The organism is Ghiorsea bivora, assembly GCF_000744415.1.
GTDB classification, from domain to species: domain Bacteria; phylum Pseudomonadota; class Zetaproteobacteria; order Mariprofundales; family Mariprofundaceae; genus Ghiorsea; species Ghiorsea bivora.
Map to the genome: position 1 here is coordinate 12,051 of NZ_JQLW01000008.1, position 17,868 is coordinate 29,918.

Annotated in this window: 22 protein-coding genes; all 22 read left to right on the forward strand. The window is 42.1% G+C overall.

Going from position 1 to position 17,868, the window contains the following annotated elements:
• The 22 genes from rpsK (at position 1) to ubiG (ending at position 17,858) form a co-directional block, all read left to right on the forward strand.
• Positions 1 to 387 (forward strand): 30S ribosomal protein S11, encoded by a 387-nt coding sequence (rpsK, locus tag DM09_RS05920; protein ID WP_038248648.1) that lies wholly within the window; start codon positions 1 to 3, stop codon positions 385 to 387.
• A 12-nt stretch (positions 388 to 399) separates the two neighbouring features.
• Positions 400 to 1,029 carry a 30S ribosomal protein S4 gene (gene rpsD, locus DM09_RS05925; protein WP_038248651.1) on the forward strand — a complete coding sequence of 210 codons (630 nt, stop codon included), beginning with the start codon at positions 400 to 402 and terminating at the stop codon, positions 1,027 to 1,029.
• A gap of 20 nt (positions 1,030 to 1,049) precedes the next feature.
• A complete protein-coding gene (locus tag DM09_RS05930; RefSeq protein WP_038248654.1) occupies positions 1,050 to 2,030 on the forward strand; it encodes a DNA-directed RNA polymerase subunit alpha in 981 nt (326 codons plus the stop codon).
• A gap of 14 nt (positions 2,031 to 2,044) precedes the next feature.
• Positions 2,045 to 2,440 (forward strand): 50S ribosomal protein L17, encoded by a 396-nt coding sequence (gene rplQ, locus DM09_RS05935; RefSeq protein ID WP_038248657.1) that lies wholly within the window; start codon positions 2,045 to 2,047, stop codon positions 2,438 to 2,440.
• A gap of 89 nt (positions 2,441 to 2,529) precedes the next feature.
• Positions 2,530 to 4,020, forward strand: a complete 1,491-nt coding sequence (gene traF / locus DM09_RS05940) for a conjugal transfer protein TraF (RefSeq protein ID WP_038248659.1) — start codon at positions 2,530 to 2,532, stop codon at positions 4,018 to 4,020.
• A 147-nt stretch (positions 4,021 to 4,167) separates the two neighbouring features.
• Entirely contained in the window at positions 4,168 to 4,548 is a 381-nt protein-coding gene (locus DM09_RS05945; RefSeq protein ID WP_038248662.1) for a hypothetical protein, read from the forward strand.
• Between the two features lie 25 nt (positions 4,549 to 4,573).
• Positions 4,574 to 5,428 carry a F0F1 ATP synthase subunit A gene (gene atpB / locus DM09_RS05950; protein WP_038249125.1) on the forward strand — a complete coding sequence of 285 codons (855 nt, stop codon included), beginning with the start codon at positions 4,574 to 4,576 and terminating at the stop codon, positions 5,426 to 5,428.
• A 51-nt stretch (positions 5,429 to 5,479) separates the two neighbouring features.
• Positions 5,480 to 5,734 carry a F0F1 ATP synthase subunit C gene (gene atpE / locus DM09_RS05955; protein WP_038248664.1) on the forward strand — a complete coding sequence of 85 codons (255 nt, stop codon included), beginning with the start codon at positions 5,480 to 5,482 and terminating at the stop codon, positions 5,732 to 5,734.
• A 33-nt stretch (positions 5,735 to 5,767) separates the two neighbouring features.
• On the forward strand, positions 5,768 to 6,247 hold the full coding sequence (locus tag DM09_RS05960; RefSeq protein WP_038248666.1) for a F0F1 ATP synthase subunit B: 480 nt from the start codon (positions 5,768 to 5,770) through the stop codon (positions 6,245 to 6,247).
• A complete protein-coding gene (gene atpH, locus DM09_RS05965; RefSeq protein ID WP_038248668.1) occupies positions 6,244 to 6,768 on the forward strand; it encodes an ATP synthase F1 subunit delta in 525 nt (174 codons plus the stop codon). The genes DM09_RS05960 and atpH overlap by 4 nt, the downstream gene beginning before the upstream one ends.
• 24 nt (positions 6,769 to 6,792) lie before the next feature.
• On the forward strand, positions 6,793 to 8,334 hold the full coding sequence (gene atpA / locus DM09_RS05970; RefSeq protein ID WP_038248670.1) for a F0F1 ATP synthase subunit alpha: 1,542 nt from the start codon (positions 6,793 to 6,795) through the stop codon (positions 8,332 to 8,334).
• 13 nt (positions 8,335 to 8,347) lie between these two features.
• Entirely contained in the window at positions 8,348 to 9,205 is an 858-nt protein-coding gene (gene atpG, locus DM09_RS05975; RefSeq protein ID WP_038248672.1) for a F0F1 ATP synthase subunit gamma, read from the forward strand.
• 18 nt (positions 9,206 to 9,223) lie between these two features.
• A complete protein-coding gene (atpD, locus tag DM09_RS05980) occupies positions 9,224 to 10,615 on the forward strand; it encodes a F0F1 ATP synthase subunit beta (protein ID WP_038248675.1) in 1,392 nt (463 codons plus the stop codon).
• 5 nt (positions 10,616 to 10,620) lie between these two features.
• Positions 10,621 to 11,028: a F0F1 ATP synthase subunit epsilon gene (locus DM09_RS05985; RefSeq protein WP_038248679.1), complete on the forward strand. Its 408-nt coding sequence runs from the start codon at positions 10,621 to 10,623 to the stop codon at positions 11,026 to 11,028.
• Positions 11,029 to 11,149: 121 nt separating this feature from the next.
• The gene (locus tag DM09_RS05990) at positions 11,150 to 11,767 is read left to right on the forward strand and encodes a phosphoribosylanthranilate isomerase (RefSeq protein ID WP_081881138.1); all 618 of its coding nucleotides are present in this window, start codon (positions 11,150 to 11,152) and stop codon (positions 11,765 to 11,767) included.
• Positions 11,763 to 12,989, forward strand: a complete 1,227-nt coding sequence (trpB, locus tag DM09_RS05995; RefSeq protein ID WP_038249127.1) for a tryptophan synthase subunit beta — start codon at positions 11,763 to 11,765, stop codon at positions 12,987 to 12,989. The genes DM09_RS05990 and trpB overlap by 5 nt, the downstream gene beginning before the upstream one ends.
• Positions 12,986 to 13,795 (forward strand): tryptophan synthase subunit alpha, encoded by an 810-nt coding sequence (gene trpA, locus DM09_RS06000; RefSeq protein ID WP_038248682.1) that lies wholly within the window; start codon positions 12,986 to 12,988, stop codon positions 13,793 to 13,795. Before trpB ends, trpA begins: the two co-directional genes overlap by 4 nt.
• Before the next feature lie 23 nt (positions 13,796 to 13,818).
• Positions 13,819 to 14,610 carry a 3',5'-cyclic-nucleotide phosphodiesterase gene (locus tag DM09_RS06005; protein WP_038248685.1) on the forward strand — a complete coding sequence of 264 codons (792 nt, stop codon included), beginning with the start codon at positions 13,819 to 13,821 and terminating at the stop codon, positions 14,608 to 14,610.
• 22 nt (positions 14,611 to 14,632) lie between these two features.
• Positions 14,633 to 15,505 (forward strand): acetyl-CoA carboxylase, carboxyltransferase subunit beta, encoded by an 873-nt coding sequence (accD, locus tag DM09_RS06010; protein ID WP_038248688.1) that lies wholly within the window; start codon positions 14,633 to 14,635, stop codon positions 15,503 to 15,505.
• 3 nt (positions 15,506 to 15,508) lie between these two features.
• Positions 15,509 to 16,684, forward strand: coding sequence for a bifunctional folylpolyglutamate synthase/dihydrofolate synthase (locus DM09_RS06015; protein WP_051938239.1), 1,176 nt, complete (start codon positions 15,509 to 15,511; stop codon positions 16,682 to 16,684).
• Positions 16,674 to 17,081, forward strand: a complete 408-nt coding sequence (locus DM09_RS06020; RefSeq protein WP_038248690.1) for a hypothetical protein — start codon at positions 16,674 to 16,676, stop codon at positions 17,079 to 17,081. The genes DM09_RS06015 and DM09_RS06020 overlap by 11 nt, the downstream gene beginning before the upstream one ends.
• 72 nt (positions 17,082 to 17,153) lie before the next feature.
• Positions 17,154 to 17,858 (forward strand): bifunctional 2-polyprenyl-6-hydroxyphenol methylase/3-demethylubiquinol 3-O-methyltransferase UbiG, encoded by a 705-nt coding sequence (gene ubiG / locus DM09_RS06025; RefSeq protein WP_038248693.1) that lies wholly within the window; start codon positions 17,154 to 17,156, stop codon positions 17,856 to 17,858.
• The last annotated feature ends 10 nt before the right edge of the window (positions 17,859 to 17,868 follow it).

Below are 17,868 nucleotides of genomic sequence, written 5' to 3' on the forward strand. Positions count from 1 at the left end.
ATGGCTAAACCAAAAAGCACTAAGAAGCGCGTTCGCAAGAATATTGCTAACGCTGTAGCACACATTAAAGCTTCTTTTAATAATACAATTATCACGTTTACTGATGATTCAGGCAATACTATTAGCTGGGCAACCAGTGGTGGCGCAGGATTCAAAGGTTCGCGTAAAAGTACACCGTTCGCGGCTCAGGTTGCAGCTGAAGAAGCAGCAGTTAAAGCCATGGATCATGGTGTAAAAAATGTTTCAGTATTGGTGAAAGGTCCGGGTTCTGGTCGTGAATCTGCTATGCGTGCGATTGCCGCTGCAGGTTTAAATGTCACGTCTATTCGTGATGTAACACCAATTCCACACAACGGTTGTCGTCCGCCGAAACGTCGTCGGGTTTAGGAGTAGTATAACATGGCTCGTTATTTAGAAGCGAAGTGTCGTCTTTGCCGCCGTGAAGGTGAAAAACTTTTCTTGAAAGGAACCAAATGTCATTCGGCTAAATGCCCAATGGAAGAGCGTCCTTTCCCTCCTGGAATGCACGGTCAAGGCCGTCGCGTAAAAGTATCCAACTATGGTGTACAGTTGCGTGAAAAACAAAAAGTTAAGCGTATTTATGGTTTGCAAGAAAAACAATTTTTGCGTTATTATAAAGATGCAGATAAAATGACTGGTATTACCGGTACTACATTGTTGCAGCTTTTAGAAAGCCGTTTGGACAATGTTGTTTACCGTATGGGTTTTGCATCTTCACGTACTGAAGCACGTCAAGTGGTTCGTCATAAGCAAATCCAGGTAAATGGTGCTATTTTGAATATCCCATCTTACCGTGTTAAAGCTGGTGATCGCATCTCTTTGGTTGATGCAGCTAAAGAACATTTACGTGTGACTGCTGCAGCTGATGCTGCAGGTCAAAAAGGTTTACCTGAGTGGTTGGATGTTGATTTGCAACAGCGCCAAGGTGTTTTCCGTGAATTGCCAGTTCGTGATCAGTTGGATGCGGGTATTCGCGAACAACTTATTGTTGAACTGTATTCTAAATAAGGTTTTGAGGTTTAAACAGTATGGAACTTATTAATCCGCGTTCTATTTCCATTGAAGAGATGGTTGCAGGTCGTTCCGCCAAAATCGTATTTGAACCTCTTGAACGTGGTTTTGGTACAACGATTGGTAACGGTCTCCGCAGAATGTTGTTGTCATCATTGCCTGGTGCAGCAGTAACATCTGTTTCTTTTGATGGTGTTATGCACGAATTTGACTCTATTAGTGGTGTTCGTGAAGACGTTGTCGACATGATTTTAACATTGAAAGATCTTGATGTTCATATGACTGGTGATGTTGCCGAAACATTAAGTCTTGATGTGTCTGGTCCTGCTGTAGTTACTGCTGCAGATATTCAGTGTCCTGCAGGTGTTACAATTCTTAATCCTGAATTGGTTATTGCACATCTTAATGATGATGGAAAAATCAAAGCTGAATTTATTGTTGAAAAAGGTCGTGGTTATGACCCTGCTCAAGATAGGGAAGAAGATGATAGACCAAAAGGTTTCCTTTTGATTGATGCTTCATATTCACCTATTCGTCGTGTTGCTATGCGTGTTGAAAATGCGCGTGTTAGTAAAAAGACAAATTATGATAAATTGATTATGGAAGTTGATACTGATGGTTCAATTGGTCCGCAAGAAGCAATCAGTGCTGCTGCAGCCATGTTGCAAGCGCAATTAAACGTATTTGTTGATTTTGATGTGGTTGAAGATGATACGGCAACAGAAGATGAAGGTGATAATGTTGCAGACTTGTTAAGTCAACCTATTGATCACTTAGACCTTTCTGTTCGTTCAATGAATTGTTTGAAAAGTGATAATGTATTTTATGTGGGTGACCTTGTTCAACGTACAGAGCAAGAGATGTTGCGCACACCAAACTTTGGTCGTAAATCATTAACTGAGATTAAATTGGTTCTTGATAGTATGGGTCTTGAGTTGGGTATGGAGCTTGATGGTTGGACTTCTGAGTCTGCTGTTGAGACAGTTGAAGAGAGTTAAAGAGGAATTACACGATGAGACATCGCAAACATCGCACATCGCTGGGTCTTGTATCAGGACACCGTCGTGCACTATTAGCAAACTTAGCAACAGCTTTGTTGGAACATGGTAAGATTGAAACTACACAAGCTAAAGCTCGTGCGGTTCAGCCCTATGTTGAAAAGTTGATTACACTTGGCAAAAAAGGTGACTTACATTCACGTCGTCAGGCATTGTCTAAACTACGTTACCGTCCAATTGTTGATCACTTATTTGGTGATGTGGCTGAGGCGTTTAAAGAGCGTCCAGGTGGTTATACACGTATTATCAAAACACGTATCCGTGTTGGTGATGCAGCACCGATGGCATTGATTGAATTGGTTGAAAATGTTAAGGCAAATGGCACTGAGTTGGTTGACGAAGCTGCATAAGTAAGATTGTTAAAAGATTTAAAAAGCTCCGCATTTGCGGAGCTTTTTTTTTTGGGCTAAACTATTCTTAATGATAGATAGGGGTTTTTATGAAAAGAAATAGTTTGATATACATGGCAGTTGCTTCATCCATTCTGACATCAACTGTAGTTTCTGCTACAGAGTTTCGTTCTTCGACTGTGCGCGCTTTGGGTATGGGTGGATCGAACATTGCATCTACCAACGGTGTTGATGCAACGTATTGGAATCCTGCTGCATATGGTTTTTTTGGTGAAAGTGATGATTCAGCTGAGACTAAATCTGTGGATAATAGTCGTTTAAGTGAAAAGAGTTGGGGTATGGACTTAAGTGTAGATGCTGGTGGTAAAGCGTTTGGTCCTTTAGATAAAAACACAACAATCCTTAAGTCTTTGATTAACCCATCAACTATACCTACTGGTCAGTTGACAACTAATGTTGGGCAAACCGTTGCTGATGTTGCCGCTTTTTCTAAAGGTATTGCCTCCTTAGACCCATCACCAATGGGTGTGGGTGCATTTGCAGATGTGGGTTCTGGGATTCGTATTGGTAGCTATGGTATAAATGTTCGAGGAACATTAGACGTGGGTGGTACAGTGGTTCTGGATAATCAGAACGCAAGGCTTGATGTGCTTACAGCTGTTGTTGGTGGAAATATCACAGTGGGTGCAGCAGGTACTCTTGCTATAGCGCCAAATGGTTTTTTTACAGCAGCTCAAAGAACAAATATGTTAAATCAACTGACTTCACCTGCTGGTGGTTTAACTGCTGATGCAGCAGCTTCTGTTATCATAGGTTATGAAGCTGCACTTACTGCGAACAATGGTGGCATAAGTGCTGCGGCGGCTGAAGGGAATTTGATTTCTGCGGCAACGGCACCAGGAGATATTACTAAGAATAATACAGCGTGGGCATTGCGTGGTGCGTTAGTAAAAGAGCTTGGGGTAACCTATGGTCATGCAATTAATGACCGTTTGAGTATTGGCGGTGTGTTGAAATATATGCAGGCAGAGCTGTTTGACTATAAAACTGATATTCTTGGTACAACTGGTAACACAGCCACCTCAAATAATGGTGCTACAGAAACTTCAACAGGTTTTGGTTTAGATTTAGGCGTGATGTATAGAATGCCTTCTTACCAGTTTGGTTTGACGGTGCGTAATATTAACGCACCTTCGTTTACATATTCGGCAACGGGTTATACCTATAAGATGGATCCGCAAGCTAAGGTAGGTGCAGCTTGGATGCCTTCTCGAGATTTCACCCTTGAGTTGGGTTACGATGTTACTAAAAATAAAGGTGTGATTGAGACAGATGAGTCGCAGTATGTGAATTTGGGATTAGAATGGGATGCTTGGCATGTTCTTGCGCTTCGGGCTGGTGCATATCAGAACTTAGCTCAGTCAGATATCGGCTTAGTGGCAACCGCAGGTTTGGGATTAAACCTTTGGGCTGTGCGATTGGATATAGCGGGTGCAATTTCCTCAAACAAGGTCACCTTCGAGGGTAAAGATGTGCCCGCTTATGCCATGGCTTCACTTGCCTTATCTTCTGATTTCTAAATCACTTTTAATGGAGTAATGGGTGTCATGAAGGGGTGCGAAGGCATCCCTTTTTTATTGATGAAGTTTAAATGATTGTTTTTTCATATTGTTTCTGTTAGAAATCGCCGCGCTTGAGAGAGGATGTCGTCTTGTGGGGATGATCACATGTTAGATAATGGTGCTGAACAAAAAGTTCAGATTCGCTCTTTGTTGCTCTGGCAAGCAGGAGCAGTAACAATGGTAGCTACTATTGTTTTTATACTGTTTTCAGGTTCGTTGGCAGTTCTTTTTGGAGGATGTTTGACGATACTGTCCACTTGGCATGTTTACAAAAGTGTATGCATATCGGGTGCGGATAGAGTGCGGCTGCTTAAATTGGCGGGAATTAGATTTGCTTTATTTTTACTGGCTTTGGCAGTGGGAATTTACTTTTTTAATTTACAGCCGGTAGCCTTGATTGCAGGTGTGGCATCTGCCTATATTGCAATGTATATAAGTAGTCTAATAATGAGTTTTAAGAAAATGAAGGGAGATGGTCTTGGCTGAACACGGACATGTTGAACAGGGGCAAATGGCAGGGCATGCTGAAGAGCATGGTGCGACCATTGCGGATCACTTAGAGTATTGGACGTACAAGTTTGATGATAGTAATCCATTCATGCAAATCCACGTGGATACCATGATTATGACGAGTGTTATTGCGTTAGCATTGATTGGTTTTGCACTTTGGTTGCGTGGGAAGATTACAGAAGGTGCGCCAACAGGTGCGCAAAACTTTATTGAAACGATTGTTGATTTTATCAATGAGACAGTTGATAATAACTTTGCTGTGCATAATCCATGGATGGCGCCGCTGGCATTTACGATTTTTGTTTTTATTTTCCTATGTAATACGATTGATATCTTGCCAGCATATTTGCTTGGGCATATTGCACATTCTTTCGGGGCACCTGCGTTCCGACCTGTGCCAACCAATGACTTAAACTTGCCTTTGGCTATGGCGCTTTCAGTGTTTGCAATGACTATCTATTATGAACTTAAGCTTAAGCCTATGCATTTCTTGAAAGATATGGTGAATGAGCCGTTTACTAGCTTGGTTCCAATGTGGGCAAAACCAATTGTAATGCCTATTAATCTTGTTTTGAAAATTGTGGAAGAAGTTGCTAAACCTTTGAGTCTTTCTTTCCGGTTGTTTGGTAATATGTTTGCGGGTGAGGTTATTTTCTTGCTGATTGCATTCTTATTATTCGCAGACTCGGTGGATGACTTGTTAAGTGTGGGTGGCATCATTGCTGAAGTATTAGGTTTCGTGATTGCTTTGGGCTGGTCATTTTTCCATATGTTTATTGGCTTGCTTCAGGCCTTTATCTTTATGACTCTTACGGTGGTGTATTTATCTATGACGCACCAGCCTGTAGAGCACTAATCGCAAAGCGATGTATTTTAAAAAAAGTAGTAAAACTAAGGAGTAGTAAAAATGGATGCAACAGTAATCATCACCGCTGCGACAGCAATTTCTGTCGGTATAATTTTGGCAGCTGCAGGTTTAGGTTCTGCAATTGCTTGGGGCTTGATCTGCGCTAAAACTATGGAAGGTATTTCTCGTCAGCCAGAAATGCGCTCTACATTGGTATTTAACATGTTTATTTTCGCAGGTTTGATGGAATCTTTCCCGTTTATTATTATGGCATTCGCACTATGGTTCGTATTTGCTAACCCATTCTTGGGCTAATCGCGAAATTAAGAACTTTAAAGGGGTAAAGAAATGAGTGTAGACTTAACATTAGTTGGACAAATGATCGTTTTCTTAACGATGGTAGTTTTGTTGGGTAAACTTCTTTATCAACCTTTGAATGATGCGATGGCAGCTAGAACGCAAAAGATTGAAGAAGGTCTTGCTGCGGCAGAAGCTGGTAAAAATGCACAAGCGGATGCGGAAGCGGAAGTGAAAGCGAAAATCGAAGAAGCCAAGCAAACGGCACAAGAAATTGTATCGGGTGCTGAGCGTCGCGCATTAGAAGTTTCAGAAGAAGCTGTTAATAAAGCGCGTCACGATGCAGAGCTTATTATTCAAAGTGCGAAAGAAGAAGCGGAAGCAGAAGCAGGCCGTGTGCGTCTAGGTTTGCAGAAAGAAGTGGTTTCTTTGGCTGTTTTAGCAGCTGAGAAAATTGTTGAAGCAGAACTCGATGAAGGTAAACACGCAGCATTGATTGAAAAAGTCATTGCTGAAGGTGTGTCCGCATGAGTACCGAAAGATCAATAGCTAGTCGTTACGCAACGGCTTTGTTTGAACTTCACCAAGAAGGCATTGATGTTGCAGAAGACTTGAGCAAAGTTGCGCAAGTCACTGAAAATGAAGACGCGCAAGCACTATTGATAAACTCACAAATTCCAGCAGAAGACCGTGCTAAAGCGGTATTGAAAGCTGCATCTGTGAAAGATGAGTATGTGCTTCGTTTGTTGGTGATGTTGTGTTCGCGTAATAAAGCAACGTTATTGGTTTTAATCAATGAAATGCTTGATAAGTTAATACGCGAAGAAAAATCGGAGGTGATGGTTGATGTGACCGTTGCTAAGGATTTGAAAGCAGATCTTGCAAACAAGCTAAAAGAATCAATCAGTGCTGGTTTGGGTAAAGCGGTCGAGTTAAATGTTAAGACCGATGCTTCGATTTTAGGTGGTTTGATTCTAAATATTGGCGACCGCCAAATTGATCACTCTGTACGTGGCCGTATTAATGGCTTAAAACGTGCATTGTCGGTTTGATTAGATACAGAGGATATTGAGATTATGAAACTTGATACAGCAGAAATTAGTTCTATTATTAAAGAACAAATCAAGGGTTTTGAAGCCAGTGCAAATGATGCAAACGTTGGACGTTTGATTTCAGTTGGTGATGGTGTTGCTTTGGTTCATGGCCTAGGCGCAGCAATGGCTGGTGAAATGCTTGAGTTCCCTGGTGATACACTAGGCATGGTGCTTAACCTTGAGCAAGATAGTGTTGGTGTAATCATCTTTGGTGAATATACGCACTTGGCTGAAGGCGATGAAGTCAAATGTACGGGTCGTATTTTTGAAGTGCCAGTGGGTCACGGTCTTAAAGGTCGTGTGCTTAATGCTTTGGGTCAGCCTATTGATGGAAAAGGCGCGGTTGAGAATGATGGCTTTGATGCTGTTGAAAAAATCGCACCAGGTGTAATTGAGCGTAAATCTGTTGATCAGCCTTTGCAAACTGGTATTAAAGCAATCGATTCTATGGTTCCTGTGGGTCGCGGTCAGCGTGAGTTGATTATTGGTGACCGTCAAACAGGTAAAACTGCGATTGCAATTGATACGATTATTAACCAAAAAGACACTGGTGTGACTTGTGTGTATGTGGCGATTGGGCAAAAAGCTTCTACAGTGGCGAATGTTGTTCGCACGCTAAAAGAACATGATGCTTTGGACCATACGATTATTGTGTCAGCCAGTGCTTCTGAAGCAGCTGCGTTGCAATACATTGCACCTTACTCTGGTTGCACAATGGGTGAGTATTTCCGTGACCGTGGTGAAGATGCACTTATTGTTTATGATGATCTTACAAAACAAGCTTGGGCTTACCGTCAAATCTCTTTGATTTTGCGTCGTCCTCCAGGTCGTGAAGCATATCCTGGTGATGTTTTCTACATTCATTCACGTTTACTTGAACGTGCGTCTCGTGTTGATGAGACTTATGTTGAAAAGTTCACCAATGGTGAAGTGAAAGGCAAAACAGGTTCTTTAACTTCATTGCCAATCATTGAAACCCAAGAGGGTGATGTTTCTGCATTCGTACCAACCAACGTAATCTCTATTACCGATGGTCAGATTTTCTTGGAAACATCTATGTTTAACTCTGGTCAACGTCCTGCAATTAATGCTGGTTTGTCTGTATCACGTGTTGGTGGTGCTGCACAAACCAAAGCAATGAAAAAAGTGGGTGGTGGTTTGCGTCTTGATTTGGCTCAGTATCGTGAGTTGGCAGCCTTTGCTCAGTTTGCATCTGACCTTGACGAAGCTACACGTGCACAAATTGAACGTGGTAAACGTGGTGTTGAAGTTTTGAAGCAAGATGAAAATACACCGCAATCTGTTGCAGAAATGACAGCAGTGTTGTTTGCACTTAATAATGGTGATTTGGATGAAGTTGATGCCAATCAGATTGTTGCTTTTGAAAAAGCTTACATTGCTTATTTGAACTCCAACCATGGTGATTTCATCAAAGATTTGAATGCAACACCAACATTAAGCGATGAAGTTACAGAAACTTTGAAGAAAGCAGTAGCAGACTTTAAAGCGACTGGCACCTACTAAGAGGAGCTAACCAATGGCATCGGCTAAGGAAATACGCGGGCAAATTAAAGCCACGCAAAACACTTCAAAGATTACCAAAGCCATGGAAATGGTTGCGGCAAGTAAAATGCGTAAAGCACAAGATGCTGTGTCTTCGTCACGCGCTTATGCTGAAGGTATCCATACCATCATTGCAAACTTAACTCAGGCTCATCCTGAATATAAACATCCCTTTATTACACCTCGTGATGAAGTGAAAAAAGTTGCTTATATTGTGGTGTCTTCGGATAAAGGTTTGTGCGGTGGTTTGAATACCAATGTGTTTAAACACGCGTTAACAAGCATGAAGAAAGTACAGGAAACAGCTGAAGTTGAAGTGTTCAACATTGGTCGTCGTGCTGGTTTGTTCATGAAACGTGTTGCGCCACTTGCAGCAAGTGCTGAAGATATTAATGATCAGCCTACATTGTCAGAAGTTTTACCAATTGTGACACTTGCAGCTGAGAAATTTATCAAAGGTGAGTATGATGAAGTTCGCTTGGTATTTAATACCTTTGTGAACACCATGACACAAACACCAACTGAAGTGACTTTAATCCCTAGCCCTGAGCCAGAGGTTGAAAATCTATCTGGACATTGGGATTACCTATACGAGCCAGATAGTAAAGAGGTGCTCGATGGATTGTTGCGCCGTTATATTGAAACGATTGTTTATCAATCTGTGTTGGAAAACAAAGCTTGTGAACAATCAGCACGAATGGTTGCAATGAAATCTGCAACAGACAATGCAAAAGATATTATATCTGATTTGCAAATTACTTATAACAAGGCGCGTCAAGCAGCAATTACACAAGAACTTGCTGAAATTTGTGCCGGTGCAGCAGCTGCATAGTCAAATAGGAGATATTCAATGAGTGTAGGAACAATTGTACAAATCGTAGGTCCCGTAGTGGATGTTCGTTTTCCAGCTGGTGAGTTACCAGCAATTTATAACGCGTTGAAATTGAAGGATGTTCATTTGACGCTTGAAGTGCAGCAGCATGTTGGTGACAACATTGTTCGTTGTGTTGCCATGGGTGCAACAGATGGCTTGAAACGTGGTCTAGAAGTTGATGATACAGGTGCTGCGATTAAAGTTCCTGTTGGTGAAGCGACGCTTGGTCGTATCATGAACGTACTTGGCGAAGGTATCGATTTTGAAGGTGCTGAAGTTAAATCTGACCAGTTTTGGGAAATTCATCGCTCTGCACCTGCATTTGATGAGTTGGCTCCTGCGAATGACATCCTTGAAACAGGTATTAAAGTTATCGACTTGATGGCGCCAATTGCCAAAGGTGGTAAAGTTGGTCTGTTCGGTGGTGCGGGTGTTGGTAAAACCGTAAACATGATGGAATTGATCAATAACATCGCAACAGGACATGGTGGTTTCTCAGTGTTTGCTGGTGTTGGTGAGCGTACACGTGAAGGGAATGATTTTTATTACGAAATGAAAGAATCAAACGTACTTGATAAAGTGGCGTTGGTTTATGGTCAAATGAATGAACCTCCAGGTAACCGTCTTCGTGTTGCATTGACTGGTTTGACAATGGCTGAGTATTTCCGTGATGAAGGTCGTGATGTACTTATCTTTATTGATAACATCTACCGTTATTCTCTAGCTGGTGTTGAAGTATCAGCACTATTGGGTCGTATGCCATCAGCGGTGGGTTATCAACCTACATTGGCTGAAGAAATGGGCCGCTTGCAAGAACGTATTGCATCAACGAAAAAAGGTTCAATTACTTCAGTACAAGCTGTTTACGTACCTGCGGATGACTTGACGGATCCTGCGCCTGCAACAACATTTGCTCACTTGGACTCTACAATCGTATTGTCACGTCAAATTGCAGAGCTTGGTATTTACCCAGCGGTGGATCCATTGGATTCAACATCTCGTCAGCTTGACCCGAAAATTGTTGGTATTGAGCATTATGAAGTTGCACAAGGCGTTCAGCGTACATTGCAACGTTATAAAGAGCTTCAAGATATCATTGCAATCTTGGGTATGGATGAGTTGTCTGATGAAGATAAGTTGACTGTGAATCGTGCACGTAAGATTCAAAAATTCTTGTCTCAACCTTTCCATGTTGCTGAAGTATTCACTGGTTCTCCTGGTGTTTACGCTAAGAAAGATGAAACCATCAAAGGTTTCAAAGGTTTGTTAGCTGGTGATTATGACCATCTTCCAGAGCAAGCTTTCTACATGGTGGGTTCAATCGAAGGTGCTGTTGAGAAAGCAGAAAAAATGCAGGCTAAAGGTTAATTATCATGTCTAGCATGGAAGTTTTAGTCGCCACGGCTGAGCGCGAAGTTTATAGAGGCCAAGCAACCATGTTGATTGTGCCTGGTTCTGAGGGTGAGCTTGGTATTTTACCAAAACATAGTCCTTTATTGTCTGGCTTAAAGTCAGGTGAGCTTATTATTACCAATGGTGATGAAGTGGATGAAGTCTTTGTTTCTGGTGGTTACATGGAAGTGCAACCTGATAAGGTAACAATTCTTGCAGATACTGCAGAGCGTGCATCTGATATGGATGAAGCTGAGATTGTTGCAGCACAACGTCGTGCTGAAGAAATTGTAGCATCTAAAAATGGTGATACCGATTTGGCCATGGCTGAAGCTGAGCTTGCAATGCTTACTGCACGTTTACGTTTGATTCGTAAAAAGCATAAATAATAAAAGTTATACTATATAACTGTAAAATAGGTCGCCATTTGGCGGCCTTTTTTATGTTAGATATTGCTTGTTATGTTCTTTCTTTTTACAGTAAGCCATGATTCTTAAAAAAGAAAATTGTATGCATATGTGCACACGGCTAAAAATTTGCGGAATCACCCGTTTAGAGGATGCCCTACTGGCATCAGAATACGGAGCAGATGCCATTGGTTTTGTTTTTTATGATAAATCACCACGTTATATTCATCCTGAAAATGCGGAAGAAATTATTCAAAGCTTGCCGCCTTTTATGACGGTTGTAGGTTTGTTTGTAAACCCTACGCAAGAAAATATTGATGATGTATTAGCGGTATGTTCCCTTGATATTTTGCAACTCCATGGTGATGAATCGGCTGATTTTTGTTCAGCCCAAAAACGCCGAGTGATTAAAGCACTACCCGTCTCCGAACCAAAAGACTTAACACGTATTGCGGCATATGATTGCGCAGTGCTGCTTGACGCTAAAGCCCCTTTGGGTATCTATGGTGGTACGGGCAACAGTTTTGATTGGAACATGCTAAGCGGGATTCAACATCATGCTCCACTTATCCTTGCTGGTGGTATAGATTTGAATAATGTAACTGAGGCAAAACAGATCCAAGGTTTTTATGCGCTGGATGTATCTTCAGGGGTCGAAGTTGCTAAAGGCATTAAAGATAGAAAAAAATTAAAAGAATTATGTGAGAAGTTCTGTGATTAATTATGATTTAAGCATCAAACATGCACCAGATGAGGGTGGACATTTCGGCAAGTTTGGTGGTCGGTTTGCAGCAGAAACCTTGATGCAGCCGTTGAAAGAAATTGAGGATGCTTTTTTTTCAGCATGGGCAGACCCTAGTTTCCATGAGGAACGACTTGATTTACTCAAAAACTATGTGGGCAGGTCCACACCACTTTACCATGCAAAACAACTGACTGCTGAGGTCGGCGGGGCGCAAATCTACTTAAAACGTGAAGATTTGAATCATACAGGTGCGCATAAGGTTAATAATACCATTGGCCAGGCATTGCTTGCACGGCGTATGGGTAAAAAGAAAGTGATTGCTGAAACAGGGGCTGGTCAACATGGAGTTGCAACTGCAACGGTCGCAGCCATGTTTAATATGCAATGCGATATTTATATGGGGCGCGAAGATATTCGTAGACAGGCTCCAAATGTGTTTCGCATGAAACTGCTTGGTGCTAATGTTATTCCCGTTGATTCAGGGAATGCGACTTTAAAAGATGCCGTGAACGAAGCATTGCGTGTTTGGGTAGCATCGTGTGAAGATACATATTACATTTTTGGTACTGCTGCAGGGCCACATCCTTTTCCACTCATGGTTCGTCAATTTCACACGGTCATTGGCCAAGAAGCTAGAGCGCAGTGTTTAGCGCAAGCAGGTAAGCTGCCTGATGTTGCTGTTGCGTGCGTGGGTGGCGGTTCGAATGCTATGGGGTTGTTGCATCCACTATGGGATGATACAGGTGTGCGTTTGGTGGCTGTTGAAGCAGGTGGTCATGGTTTAAATTCTGGAGAACATGCGGCATCACTTGCACAGGGTCATCCAGGTATTATTCATGGTAGTTTAAGTTATGTTTTGGCTGATAATGAAGGGCAAATTTCTGCAGATGCACACAGTATTTCAGCAGGTTTGGACTACCCTGGTGTCGGTCCTGAATTGGCATTTATGAAGGAAGAAGGGCGTTTAGACTTGGATAGTGCGACCGATGATGAGGCGTTAGAAGCATTTCAAACCTTAACTAAAGCGGAGGGTATTATCCCTGCATTGGAGTCTAGCCATGCTTTAGCTGCTGGTATGCGCATTGCGTCTGCTATGGAAAAAGACCAAGTTGTGCTTATTAATTTATCGGGTCGTGGTGATAAAGACCTGGGTACAGTCATGGATTTATTGGGTTTTGATGATGAGGGGCAATCATGAGTAAGCGTTTAGCAGAAGTTTTTACACGCTGTAAAGCGGAAAACAGGTCGGCGCTTGTTGGATATTTAACTGCGGGCGACCCATCAGTTAAAATATCAGAAAAGTTGATGCATAGCCTCGCGGAACATGTAGATATTATTGAAATCGGCCTTCCTTTTTCAGACCCTATGGCCGATGGGCCTGTCATTCAGGCAGCAAGTGAACGGGCGCTTGCTGCTGGTACACATTTTGATGATGTGCTGCATATTGCAAAGCGTATTCGTGAAAAACACCCTGAGATTGGTATTGTGCTTATGGGGTACGCCAATGTTCCTTATACCATAGGTATTGAAGATTTTTCAAAACGTGCTTCTACAGTAGGCGTGGATGGCGTGTTGTTGGTTGATATACCAGCCGAGGAAAGTGGTTTGTGTGCTGATATATTCAAACAATATGGCTTAAGCCAAATCATGTTATTGGCACCCACATCAACGGAAGAAAGGATACAACTGGCAGCTGCTGTAGGTGATGGATTTATTTATTATGTGTCACTTGCAGGTATCACTGGAGCAGAGATGGGGGAAGTAGCTAAAATTAAAGATAAGTTGTCATTAATTCGACAATACTCTAAGCTCCCTATATGTGTAGGTTTTGGTGTGAAAACAACAAAGCAAGCAGCTGACCTTGCAAGTTTTGCTGATGGTGTTGTTGTTGGCAGTCATTTTGTGAGTCAAATCACATCCAACCCAGGCACGGAAGATGTAATGGTGAATAACTTATCTGCATCTGCCTCAGCATTGGCCTCAGCAATGTATAAGGCAAAGTAAGCTGTGGAAGTATTGGAGAATAGATGAAAATTCGAGTGTTGGGCTGTTATGGTGGGCAGCTATTGGGCTTTCACCTGACCTCTTTTTTGGTGAATGATACTGTGTTGTTAGATGCAGGGTCACCGACTGAAATCCTTACACTTGAAGAGCAAGGTAATATTGAGCATATTTTTCTTTCGCATACACATCTTGATCATATCAAAGATATTGCATTTTTAGCGGATAACCGCTCTTTAAAACGCTGGGGCGGACAACCTGAGGCCGGCGCAATTACGATTCACAGTTTACAAGAAAATCTTCATACATTGTCTGAACACTTTTTAAATAACATTGTTTGGCCTGATTTTACGAAAATACCAACCAAAAAAGATGGTATTTTGAAGATGAGAAGCTTTAAGGCTGAAGAGGTTATCGAGGTTGATGGTTTAAAGGTTACGCCTATTCGTGTTGAACACCCTGTGCCGTGTACGGGTTTTTTATTGGATCAAGATGGTGTGCAAATGATTTTTACAGCTGATACTGGGCATACGGATAGAATTTGGGAAGTTGCCAATGCTCAGCCCAATTTGCGCGCCTTGATTATGGACTGTTCATTTCCTAACAACTGTGAAGAATTGGCAGAGATTAGTGGTCACTTGACACCCAAAGGCATGGCACAAGAATTGAAAAAATTGGATCGTTTGGGTGAAATCCCTATTTATTTATATCATATGAAACCAGAAGTTTTGACTGAAATGGCTTCAGAGGTTGAAGCTGAAAGTATTCCTCATTTGCGTATGTTAACGCAAGTTGATGAGCTTATCATCGAAGCATAACTGGTTTTTTAAAGGAACTTATATGAGTTGGTTAACCCGTTTAATTGAGCGACCTAAAAGTATTTTGGGTTCAAGTAAAGATAGTGATACACCTGATGGTTTATGGATTAAATGTCCAGGTTGTGCGGATACTTTGTATAATAAAGAGTTAATGCGCTCTGACATGGTATGCCCGCGTTGCAATCAACATTTACGCCTACCTACAGCGGATCGTGCGTCTTTTTTGTTTGATGCAGACAGCTATGATGAATGTGATACCCATTTGTTTTCTAAAGATATTTTGCAATTTAAAGATCAAAAACGTTACAGTGACCGTATTAAAGCTGCCAATAAAAAGGCGGGAAAAAATGATGCGGCACGTAATTATTTAGGTGATATTGAAGGCGTGACGACTTCAGTGACCATGTTTGAATTTGCCTATATGGGTGGAAGCATGGGGTCGGTTGTGGGTGAAAAAATAGTTTTGGGTATGGAGCGTGCGCTTGAACGTGGCTGCCCATACTTATTGGTTACCGCATCTGGTGGTGCACGTATGCAGGAAGGCATTTTGTCATTGATGCAAATGGCGAAAACATCGTCTGTGGTTAATAAATTGAATGAAGCCAAGCTTCCGTTCGTTTGTTTACTGACAGACCCAACCATGGGTGGTGTGTCTGCGTCAGTTGCATGGCTGGGTGATGTGATTATTGCTGAACCCGGTGCTTTGATTGGTTTTGCAGGACCAAGAGTGATTCAAGAAACTGTGGCAGAAGAGTTGCCCGAAGGTTTTCAACGCGCAGAATTTTTGCTTGAGCATGGTTTGGTAGATGCTGTGGTTGATCGTCGCGAACAGCGCACATACCTCAAAACATTGTTTGACCATATGATGGCAAGAGCTTACCGGCAAACGCATTAAATCATGACACAAGATAAGCCTCGCTCTGTTGAGGCTTGGTTAGAAGCATTGGGTTTGCCCAGTGCTGATCGAAACTATTTACCAGGACATGAACGTGTTCAAATGCTGCTTGATGCAGCGAAAAAAGAAGGTTTACCTTTTCAGCGCCCACTGCTGCGTATTCGTGTGGCAGGCACCAATGGTAAGGGTTCAACGGCACATTTCTTAGCCCAAGGTTTACAAACCTGCGGGTATAAAGTTGGCCTTTATACTTCGCCGCATATTCAACAGTTTCATGAGCGTATGCGCATCCAAGGTATTTCAATTTCCAATGCGCAACTCACACATCTTATGGCGAAGATTATGCCGTTGGCATTGGATGTTGGTGCCTCTTATTTTGAAACAGCGACAGTGCTGGCATTGAGTCACTTTAGTATGCAGCAGGTGGATGTAGAAATTTTAGAAGCCGGTGTGGGAGCAAAATTGGATGCAACCACGGCAGTGCCTGCAGATGTGGGTGTTTTGACACCTATTGCTTTGGATCATCAAGATTGGTTAGGTGATGATTTGATATCAATTGCACAAGATAAGGCATATGTTTTTCAAGGTTGTACACTTAAGGTCAGCGCACCTCAGACATCAGAAGTGAAACAGGTTTTATCGAATCTGGATTGCAATATTATTGAGGCTAAACCTTTGGTTGAACCCTTGGCAATGTTGGGTATGCACCAACAAGAAAATGCAGGGGTGGCTTGGCAGGTATTGCAGCAGCTTCAATGTAATCATCATGCATTTATATCATTGGACTTGAATGGTTGTTTGCAGGTGTTGAAACAAACGAATATTGCAGGTCGTTTGCAGGTATGTACCTATTTGCAGCATACTTTCTGGTTGGATGCGGCACACAATAGCCATGCTATTCAAAGTTTGTTGCCTACACTTGCATCATTAGGGTATATATTTGATGCGATTATTTTATGCACAAGGCAAGATAGAGATTTGAGCGATTGTGTGCCGAAACTGAAGCCATTTACACATAAAATGGTGGTGATGACAGGTCATGGAAAACATACCTACACTTCATTGGAAGATGCATTGCAAGCGGAAACAAAAGCTATAACTTCGGGGCGCTTTCTTGTTTTAGGTTCTTTTGTAACCTTAGGTTCGGTATTGCAATGGATGGAACAGCATGAGCTTTAGCATTCATATAAACCATGAGAAACAGTTATTGTATGTAGAAGGTCAGGGTATGATAACTGCAGCGGATATTGATCAATATTATCCAAGTTTAAAAGCAGTATCTGGTATTGAACATTGTGACAAAGCGCTGGTGAATTTGGCGGAGATGGGGGTAAGTTTAAAAGCTGCGCCAATTAAAAGAATACGTTCATTGGGGTTGTTGTTTAAACATGGGCCAGTTTTGCCTGAAGGTGCAAAAATAGCGATTGTAGTGCGTAGCACGTTGGCTTTTGGTTTTGTACGTTTGTTTATGGCAAGTCGTGGAGAACGGGTGACGATTCGACCGTTTAAAAGTATGCAGCAAGCTATGTATTGGTTGTCGATTGTTGAGCAGGATGTGTTACAGGCAAAGTTGTAAGTTTGTGGGTATTATGATGAGAGCAGGAATGATAAATATTGTGTTTATAAGATTTTATATCATCATTTGTGCATGAGTTCAATATATGTAGATCCTGAAGAAATTAAACGCTTTGAAGCCATTGCTACAGAATGGTGGGATCCGGATGGTCGGTTTAAACCTTTGCATCAAATTAACCCCTTACGTTTGGATTATATTGCACAACGCGTGGATTTAAGCGCTGCCAAAGTTTTGGATGTGGGTTGCGGTGGAGGTTTGCTTGCTGAAAGCATGGCAGCCCGTGGTGCTGAGGTGACAGGTATTGACCGTTCACCTAAGGCATTAAGTGTTGCTGCTGTTCATGCGGAGCAGTCAGGTGTTCAAGTGGACTATCAAGAAAATGATGCGGAAACATGGGCCGAAACACATCAGGGTACCTATGATGTGGTGACTTGTTTAGAGGTGTTGGAGCATGTGCCAGATGTGGAGCGGGCAGTTCAAGCGTGTGCCGATATGCTCAAGCCTGATGGTTTGTTTTTCTTTGCCACATTAAATCGTACGCCAGAGTGTTACCTTAAAGCTATCATTGGTGCTGAGTATATTATGGGTTGGTTGCCTAAGGGAACGCACCAATACAATAAATTTATTCGCCCATCAGAAATGGTTCAGGCGGTTCGTCATGCTGGTTTAGAAGAGCAAGATATGCAGGGGTTGAGCTATCGGATGTTATTGGGGCAGTTCTATTTATCGCACAATTTGAATGTGAACTATTTAGGGTTTGCGCGGAAACCCGCCTAAGTAGGTGGTT

Coding starts and splice junctions, on each gene's coding strand:
- rpsK (WP_038248648.1), top strand. CDS start 1: ATGGCTAAACCAAAAAGCACTAAGAAGCGCGTTCGCAAGAATATTGCT.
- rpsD (WP_038248651.1), top strand. CDS start 400: ATGGCTCGTTATTTAGAAGCGAAGTGTCGTCTTTGCCGCCGTGAAGGT.
- DM09_RS05930 (WP_038248654.1), top strand. CDS start 1,050: ATGGAACTTATTAATCCGCGTTCTATTTCCATTGAAGAGATGGTTGCA.
- rplQ (WP_038248657.1), top strand. CDS start 2,045: ATGAGACATCGCAAACATCGCACATCGCTGGGTCTTGTATCAGGACAC.
- traF (WP_038248659.1), top strand. CDS start 2,530: ATGAAAAGAAATAGTTTGATATACATGGCAGTTGCTTCATCCATTCTG.
- DM09_RS05945 (WP_038248662.1), top strand. CDS start 4,168: ATGTTAGATAATGGTGCTGAACAAAAAGTTCAGATTCGCTCTTTGTTG.
- atpB (WP_038249125.1), top strand. CDS start 4,574: ATGGCAGGGCATGCTGAAGAGCATGGTGCGACCATTGCGGATCACTTA.
- atpE (WP_038248664.1), top strand. CDS start 5,480: ATGGATGCAACAGTAATCATCACCGCTGCGACAGCAATTTCTGTCGGT.
- DM09_RS05960 (WP_038248666.1), top strand. CDS start 5,768: ATGAGTGTAGACTTAACATTAGTTGGACAAATGATCGTTTTCTTAACG.
- atpH (WP_038248668.1), top strand. CDS start 6,244: ATGAGTACCGAAAGATCAATAGCTAGTCGTTACGCAACGGCTTTGTTT.
- atpA (WP_038248670.1), top strand. CDS start 6,793: ATGAAACTTGATACAGCAGAAATTAGTTCTATTATTAAAGAACAAATC.
- atpG (WP_038248672.1), top strand. CDS start 8,348: ATGGCATCGGCTAAGGAAATACGCGGGCAAATTAAAGCCACGCAAAAC.
- atpD (WP_038248675.1), top strand. CDS start 9,224: ATGAGTGTAGGAACAATTGTACAAATCGTAGGTCCCGTAGTGGATGTT.
- DM09_RS05985 (WP_038248679.1), top strand. CDS start 10,621: ATGTCTAGCATGGAAGTTTTAGTCGCCACGGCTGAGCGCGAAGTTTAT.
- DM09_RS05990 (WP_081881138.1), top strand. CDS start 11,150: ATGCATATGTGCACACGGCTAAAAATTTGCGGAATCACCCGTTTAGAG.
- trpA (WP_038248682.1), top strand. CDS start 12,986: ATGAGTAAGCGTTTAGCAGAAGTTTTTACACGCTGTAAAGCGGAAAAC.
- DM09_RS06005 (WP_038248685.1), top strand. CDS start 13,819: ATGAAAATTCGAGTGTTGGGCTGTTATGGTGGGCAGCTATTGGGCTTT.
- accD (WP_038248688.1), top strand. CDS start 14,633: ATGAGTTGGTTAACCCGTTTAATTGAGCGACCTAAAAGTATTTTGGGT.
- DM09_RS06015 (WP_051938239.1), top strand. CDS start 15,509: ATGACACAAGATAAGCCTCGCTCTGTTGAGGCTTGGTTAGAAGCATTG.
- DM09_RS06020 (WP_038248690.1), top strand. CDS start 16,674: ATGAGCTTTAGCATTCATATAAACCATGAGAAACAGTTATTGTATGTA.
- ubiG (WP_038248693.1), top strand. CDS start 17,154: ATGAGTTCAATATATGTAGATCCTGAAGAAATTAAACGCTTTGAAGCC.